The organism is Streptomyces sp. MH60 (genome assembly GCF_002939385.1).
Classification (GTDB): Bacteria; Actinomycetota; Actinomycetes; order Streptomycetales; family Streptomycetaceae; genus Streptomyces.
This window is the reverse complement of the sequence record NZ_MULI01000147.1, coordinates 1-6,415: the sequence shown is the minus strand read 5'-3', so window position 1 is coordinate 6,415 and position 6,415 is coordinate 1. Positions and strand designations below refer to the sequence as shown.

6 protein-coding genes are annotated in these 6,415 nt (G+C 73.6%); 5 read left to right on the top strand and 1 reads right to left on the bottom strand.

The features are described 5' to 3' along the window. A partial coding sequence (locus BZZ08_RS37850) for a hypothetical protein (protein WP_104636663.1) occupies positions 1-816 on the top strand: 816 nt, incomplete at its 5' end. A 35-nt stretch (positions 817-851) separates the two neighbouring features. Here BZZ08_RS37850 and BZZ08_RS37845 read toward each other — a convergent pair. Further along, a complete protein-coding gene (locus BZZ08_RS37845) occupies positions 852-1,799 on the bottom strand; it encodes an ABC transporter substrate-binding protein (protein ID WP_104636662.1) in 948 nt (315 codons plus the stop codon). A 429-nt stretch (positions 1,800-2,228) separates the two neighbouring features. Here BZZ08_RS37845 and BZZ08_RS37840 point away from each other — a divergent pair, with 429 nt between their 5' ends. The 4 genes from BZZ08_RS37840 to BZZ08_RS37825 form a co-directional block, all read left to right on the top strand. Continuing rightward, positions 2,229-3,086: an amino acid ABC transporter permease gene (locus BZZ08_RS37840; RefSeq protein ID WP_104636661.1), complete on the top strand. Its 858-nt coding sequence runs from the start codon at positions 2,229-2,231 to the stop codon at positions 3,084-3,086. Further along, positions 3,083-4,888, top strand: coding sequence for an FAD/NAD(P)-binding protein (locus BZZ08_RS37835; RefSeq protein WP_104636660.1), 1,806 nt, complete (start codon positions 3,083-3,085; stop codon positions 4,886-4,888). The genes BZZ08_RS37840 and BZZ08_RS37835 overlap by 4 nt, the downstream gene beginning before the upstream one ends. Continuing rightward, positions 4,885-5,664, top strand: coding sequence for an amino acid ABC transporter ATP-binding protein (locus BZZ08_RS37830; RefSeq protein WP_104636659.1), 780 nt, complete (start codon positions 4,885-4,887; stop codon positions 5,662-5,664). Before BZZ08_RS37835 ends, BZZ08_RS37830 begins: the two co-directional genes overlap by 4 nt. 90 nt (positions 5,665-5,754) lie before the next feature. Beyond that, positions 5,755-6,415: LLM class flavin-dependent oxidoreductase (locus BZZ08_RS37825; protein ID WP_133169268.1), on the top strand; the 661-nt coding region annotated here is incomplete at its 3' end.

Genomic DNA, 6,415 nt, shown 5'->3' with positions numbered 1-6,415 from the left:
CGGATCGCCGGCGGCTGGGACGCGGCCGGGGCGCGCGGCGGCAGTGCCGTCGGCTTCGACACCGCCGTACTGGTCGACGCCGTGGACCGGCAGGGCGGCATCGAGGCGCTCGCCGGGCCCGGCACGCCCCTGCTGACCGTCACCGAACCGACCGAGACCGCGACCGCCGCCGCCTTCGCGCACACCGCGCACCTCGCCGGTCGGCCGCACAACGCCGCGCCGCTCGCCGAGGCCGGGCGCCTCTTCGGGCGGCTCGCCCATCTCCTGGACGCCGTGGAGGACCGGGAGGCCGACGCCGCGTCCGGCGCCTGGAACCCGCTCACCGCCACCGGGACGCCGCTCACCGAGGCGCGGCGGCTCGCGGACGACGCCGTGCGCGGGGTGCGGCTGGCCCTGCGGGAGGCCGAGTTCAGCGACGGGCGGCTGGTGCACCGGCTGCTCGTGCACGAGCTGGGCAATTCCGTGGACCGCGCGTTCGGCACCGTCTCGTGCGCCCACGGCAGCCATCCGTACGCCCCTCCCGGCGCGCCCGGCACCCCGGGTGCTCCCGGTGGCCCCGGTGGGCCGACGCCCCCGGAGCCGCCGCGCCGGGACCGGCGCGGGCTGCTCGCGGGGTGCGCCGTGTGGCTCGGGCTGGCCTGCACGTGCCAGATGTGCTGCGGCACGTTCGAGGACCCCTGGAGCAGGCAGCGCAGGGAAGGGCTCTGCTCCAACTGTGACTGCGGCGACTGCTGCGACTGTTGTGACTGCTGCAGCTGCTGCGGCGACGGGTGCGACTGCGGCTGTGACGGCTGCGACTGCGGGTGCAGCTGCTGAGGCGTCGTCAGCCTCCGCCCGGCCTCCCCCGGCCGTCAGTCCCTCAGTTCCGGGGGTGAGATCTCGGACCTCGCTATCGCCGACTCCGTCGTGTCCCACTTCTCCAGGATGCGGGCGTACGTCCCGTCGGCGATCAGCCCGTTCACCGCGGCCCGGAGGGCGGGCGCCAGTGCGGAGCCCTTCTTCAGGGCGAAACCGACGTCCAGGCGGTGGAACTCGTTCAGGAACTTCAGGCCCTGCTGGTGGGCGACCGCGTAGCGCAGGCCGTTGATGGTCGACATCACCACGTCGCTGCGCCCCTGCTGGAGCGAGGACCACAGCGCGCCGGGCTCGCTGTACGTCTGCACCGTGTACGCCTTGCCGCCCGCGTCCGTGCACAGGTGCCGGTTCTTCTCCAGCGTCGCCTCGAAGGTGGTGCCGGCGCCGGTCGCCACCTTCCGTCCGCACAGCTGCTTCAGGTCGGTGACCTCGGACAACTCGCTGTCCTCGCGGGCGGCGAAGCCCTGGCCGTCGTTGATGTAGGTGACGAAGTCGATGGTCCCGCGCCGTTCGTCGGTCACCCCGAAGTTGCTGGCGCCGACGTCGTACTTGCCGCTGTCCAGGGCCGGCAGGATCGCCTCGAAGGACGCCTGCTCGGTCTTGAGCCCGACGTCGAGGGCCCTGGCGACCGCGTGCGCGAAGTCGACGTCCTGGCCGGTCAGCGTCTTGCCGTCGGACAGATAGGTGGTGCCCGGCGGGGTGCCGCCGACGCTGACGGCGAGGGTGAGTTCGGTGGTGCCCGCCGGCAGCAGCCGCACGGCGTCCGCGTTCCGCCGGACGCCGGAGACGACGTCCGCGGTGGGGACCGCGTCGGAGCCGGCCGCCGCGCCCGCGACGTCGGCGGCGGGATCACCGGAGCCGCAGGCGGTGAGCAGCAGGGCGGCCGAGGTGATCAGGGCGAAGGGGAGGAAAAGGCGTTTTCGGGCACGCGTGGGCGTACGCATCGTCAGTGGTCTCCTGAGAGCGAAGGCATGGGGCGGCGCGAGGGGAGGGGGCGTGCGCGTGTGAAGGCGGGTCGACGACAGGTCGAACCCGAAAAGGCCCCGACGGGATCGGACGATCAGGCGGTACGAGTGATCAGGCGATCACGCGATCGGGGCAGGCAGGGGGGTCGGCTCAACAGGAACAGGACCACACTCGACCGAAGTCGATGTGGGAGCGCGTGACCAGCCACTGCTGTGGATGCATGGGCCAAGTGGAACAGGCATCCGGTTCCGCGTCAACGACTTGAGATACGCGGCTCACAGTGTGGACGGCCTTGACAGCGGGCGGAAACACCCCCGTACTCTCGGCGGACGGCCATGCTGAGGGGCTCGGCCGTGTGAAGGCACCACCCACCGTGTCCGACTGACTCGATGTCACGGAGCCTTCGCATGTCCTCCGACACCCTCGCCGAGTCCGCCGCCGTACCCGACACCCCGGGCCGTGCGGACCTCCCGCGGATCGTCCCGCAACGCCGCCCCGGCCAGTGGACGGCCGCCGTCGTCGTCCTCGTCCTGCTCGGCCTCGCCGTCAACTCCGTCCTGCGCAACGACGCGTTCCAGTGGGGCGTCGTCGCCGACTGGTTCACCTCCGACACCGTCCTGCGCGGCCTGTGGCTCACCCTCTGGCTCACCGCCGTCGTCCTGGTCCTCGGCTTCGCGCTGGGCACCCTGCTCGCCGCGTTCCGGCTCTCCGCCAACCCCGTGCTGCGCGCCGTGAGCTGGGGCTACGTGTGGCTGTTCCGGTCGATACCGATCCTGGTGCAGCTGCTGCTGTGGTTCAACATCGGCGCCCTCTACCCGCACGTCCTCGGCGTGAAGACGGTCGACCTGCTCGGCCCGGTCACCGTGGCGGTCATCGGCCTGACGCTGCACGAGGCCGCGTACGCCGCCGAGGTGGTGCGCGGCGGCATCCTGTCCGTGGATCGCGGCCAGGTCGAGGCCGCACAGGCGCTCGGCCTGAGCCGGTGGCGGCGGTGGCGGCGGATCGTCCTCCCGCAGGCCATGCGCGCCATCGTGCCGCCCGCCGGGAACATGCTGATCGGCACCCTCAAGGGCACCTCCATCGTCAGCGTCATCGCCGTACAGGACCTGCTCTACTCGGTGCAGCTCGTCTACCACCGCACCTACCAGGTCATCCCGATGCTGATGGTGGCCACCGTCTGGTACACCGTCGTCACCTCCCTGCTCGGCATCGGCCAGTACTACGTCGAGAAGCACTACGCCCGCGGCACGGAGCGCACCCGATGAGCCGCCCCGCGCCGGGCACCCGGGCCTCCCTGGTGATCGTCGGCGCCGGACCCCGCGGCACCGGACTGCTGGAGCGCCTCGCCGCCAACGCGCCCGAGCTGTACGACGGCCGCGGCCTCGACATCCACCTCGTGGACCCGCATCCGCCGGGCGCCGGACGCGTCTGGCGCGCCCGGCAGTCGCCGCTGCTGTGGATGAACTCGCACGCCGAGGACGTCACCGTGTTCACCGACGACACGGTCGAGATGGCCGGTCCCGTACGGCCCGGACCCACCCTGCACGAGTGGGCGGCCGTGGACGGGCGCACCTTCGCCGACCGGCGGACCCAGGGCGCCTACCTGCGCTGGGCGTACCAGCGCGCCGTGGCGGGGCTGCCCGCCGACGTCGTCGTCCACCACCACGCGCGCCGCGCGCTGCGGGTGGAGGGCGCGCGGGAGGAACGCCAGCGGGTGTGGCTCGACGGCCGCGACACTCCGCTCCCCGCCGACCTGGTCGTCCTCACCCTCGGCCACCTCGACGCCGAACCCGACGCCGAACAGCGGGAGTTGTCGGCGTACGCCCGCGCGCACGGCCTGGTCCACCTCCCGCCGGACTTCACCGCCGACAGCGACCTGTCCGCGCTGCGCCCCGGGGAGCCGGTCCTCGTGCGCGGTCTCGGACTGGCCTTCGTCGACCTGATGGTGCTGCTCACCGAGGGCAGGGGTGGACGGTACGACGGGGACACCTACGTCCCGTCCGGACGGGAGCCGGTGCTGTACGCCGGCTCGCGGCGCGGAGTGCCGTACCACTCGAAGATCGGCTACGACTGGACCGGGCAGCGGCCGCCGCTGCCGCGGTTCTTCGGGCCCGCCGAGACCGAGGCGCTGCTCGCCCGGCCGGACGGCTTCGACTTCCGGCGCGACGTGTGGCCGCTGGTCGAGAAGGAACTGGGCTTCGCCCACTACCACCGCCTGTTCACCGCCCATCCGGAACGGGTGCGCGCCGACCGGGCCGGCTTCGAGGCGCGGTACGCCGCGGCCGGTCCGGACGAGCGGGCCGCCCTCGTCGCCGCCGCGGTGCCCGACCCCGCCGACCGGCTCGACCTCGCCGCCCTCGACCGTCCCCTCGACGCCGTGCGGTACGGCTCACCCGCGGAGCTCCAGGAGGGGGTGCGCCGCCACGTCGAAGCCGACCTGCGGCGCCGGCACGACCCGGCACACAGTCCGGACCTCGCGGTCTTCCTCGCGCTGCTCTCCGTCTACGGACAGCTCGTCCGGCTGGGCGACGTCGGCGGCTGGTGGCACGGCTTCTTCAGCCTCCTCGCCTCGGGACCGCCCGGCCCCCGGCTGCGGCAACTGCTCGCCCTGTCCCGGGCCGGCGTGGTGCGCTTCCTGGGCGCCGACACGGCCGTCACCGCCGAGGACGGGGTGTTCCGGGCGACCAGCGCCACCGTGCCGGGTGCCGTCGTCGAGGCCCGGGCGCTGGTCGAGGCGCGGCTGCCGCACCCCACCGTCGAACGCGCCCGCGATCCGCTGCTGCGCGCGCTGCACGCCGACGGGGCCGCCGCGACCCCGGACGGGCTGCTGGCCGTGGACCGCGCCGACGGACGGGTGCTGGACCGGGCCGGGCGGCCCCACCCGAGGCGGTTCGCGCTCGGCCCGCACACCGACGCGCGCGGCTCGGGCGCGTTCACCCGGCCCGGTACCGGCGGCATGGCCTTCCGGCAGAACGACGCCACCGCACGGGCCGTACTGACCTTCCTGCGGGCGCCCGAGGCACTCGCGTCACCGCACCACCCCCTGCTGGAGGAGTCCGCGCGATGAGCCTCACCGACGACACGAACGTCATGGTCGACATCAGGTCCGTGCACAAGAGCTTCGGCCCGCTGGAGGTGCTCAAGGGCATCGACCTCACCGTGCGCACCGGAGAGGTGACCGTGGTGCTCGGCCCCTCCGGCTCCGGCAAGTCGACGCTGCTGCGCACCGTCAACCACCTGGAGAAGGTGGACCGGGGCCTGATCAGCGTGGACGGCGCCCTCATCGGCTACCGGCGCAGCGGTGACCGGCTGCGCGAGCTGTCCGAGCGCGAGGTGCTGAGACAGCGCACGCGGATCGGCTTCGTCTTCCAGGACTTCCACCTCTTCCCGCACCTGACCGTGCTGGAGAACATCACCGAGGCCCCGGTCTCCGCGCTGCGGCGACCGCGCCGCGAGGCCGTCGAGGCGGCACGCCGGCTGCTGGAGCGGGTCGGGCTCGCCGACAAGGAGGGCGCCTACCCCCGGCACCTGTCCGGCGGGCAGCAGCAGCGGGTGGCCATCGCGCGGGCGCTCGCCCTGGAGCCGAGGCTGCTCCTGTTCGACGAGCCGACGTCCGCGCTCGACCCCGAACTGGTCGGCGAGGTGCTCGACGTCATCAAGGACCTGGCCCGGCAGGGCACCACCATGATCGTCGTCACGCACGAGATCGGCTTCGCCCGTGAGGTCGCCGACACGGTGGTCTTCATGGACGACGGACGCATCGTCGAACAGGGCCCGCCCGGCGACGTACTGGACCGCCCGCGGCACGAGCGCACCCGGGCCTTCCTCTCCAAGGTCCTGTGACGAAAGGACTGTTGGCGCAGGCAGCGGCAGGCAGAAGCAGACAGCGGCAGGCAGAAGCAGACAGCGGCAGACGGAAAGGGATGACCCCGCATGACCTCCTCCCACGGCAGACGGCGACTGCACCTGGCGACCGCCCTGGACCGGCGGTCGGTGTACGACGCCGACGAGTTCACGGCGGCCGCCCGGCTCGCCGAACGCGGCGCGCTCGACTTCGTGACCCTGGGCGACAGCCTCGCCCGCCCCGGTCCCGACGCGCTCTCCGTGCTGTCCCGGGTGGCGCCCGCCACCCGGCGCGTCGGCCTGGTCCCGACCGTCACCACCACCCACACCGAGCCCTTCCACGTCCAGGCGGCCGTGGCGACCCTGGACTGGGTCAGCCGCGGCCGGGCGGGCTGGCGGATCGAGGTGTCCACCACCGAGGGCGAGGCCCGCCTCTTCGGCCGCCGCCACGCCGCCCCCGCCGACGCCCTCTGGCAGGAGGCCGGCGAGGTGGCCGACGTGGCGGCGCGCCTGTGGGACAGCTGGGAGGACGACGCCGAGATCCGGGACGTGGCCACCGGCCGCTTCGTCGACCGGGACAAGCTCCACCACGTCGACTTCACCGGCTCCGCCTTCTCCGTCAAGGGCCCCTCGATCGTGCCGCGGCCCCCGCAGGGGCACCCCGTGCGCGTGGTCGACGCCACCGACCGGGCCGCACGGGCGGTCGCGGCCCGGTACGCCGACGTGGCGCTCGTGCGCACCGCGCTCCCCG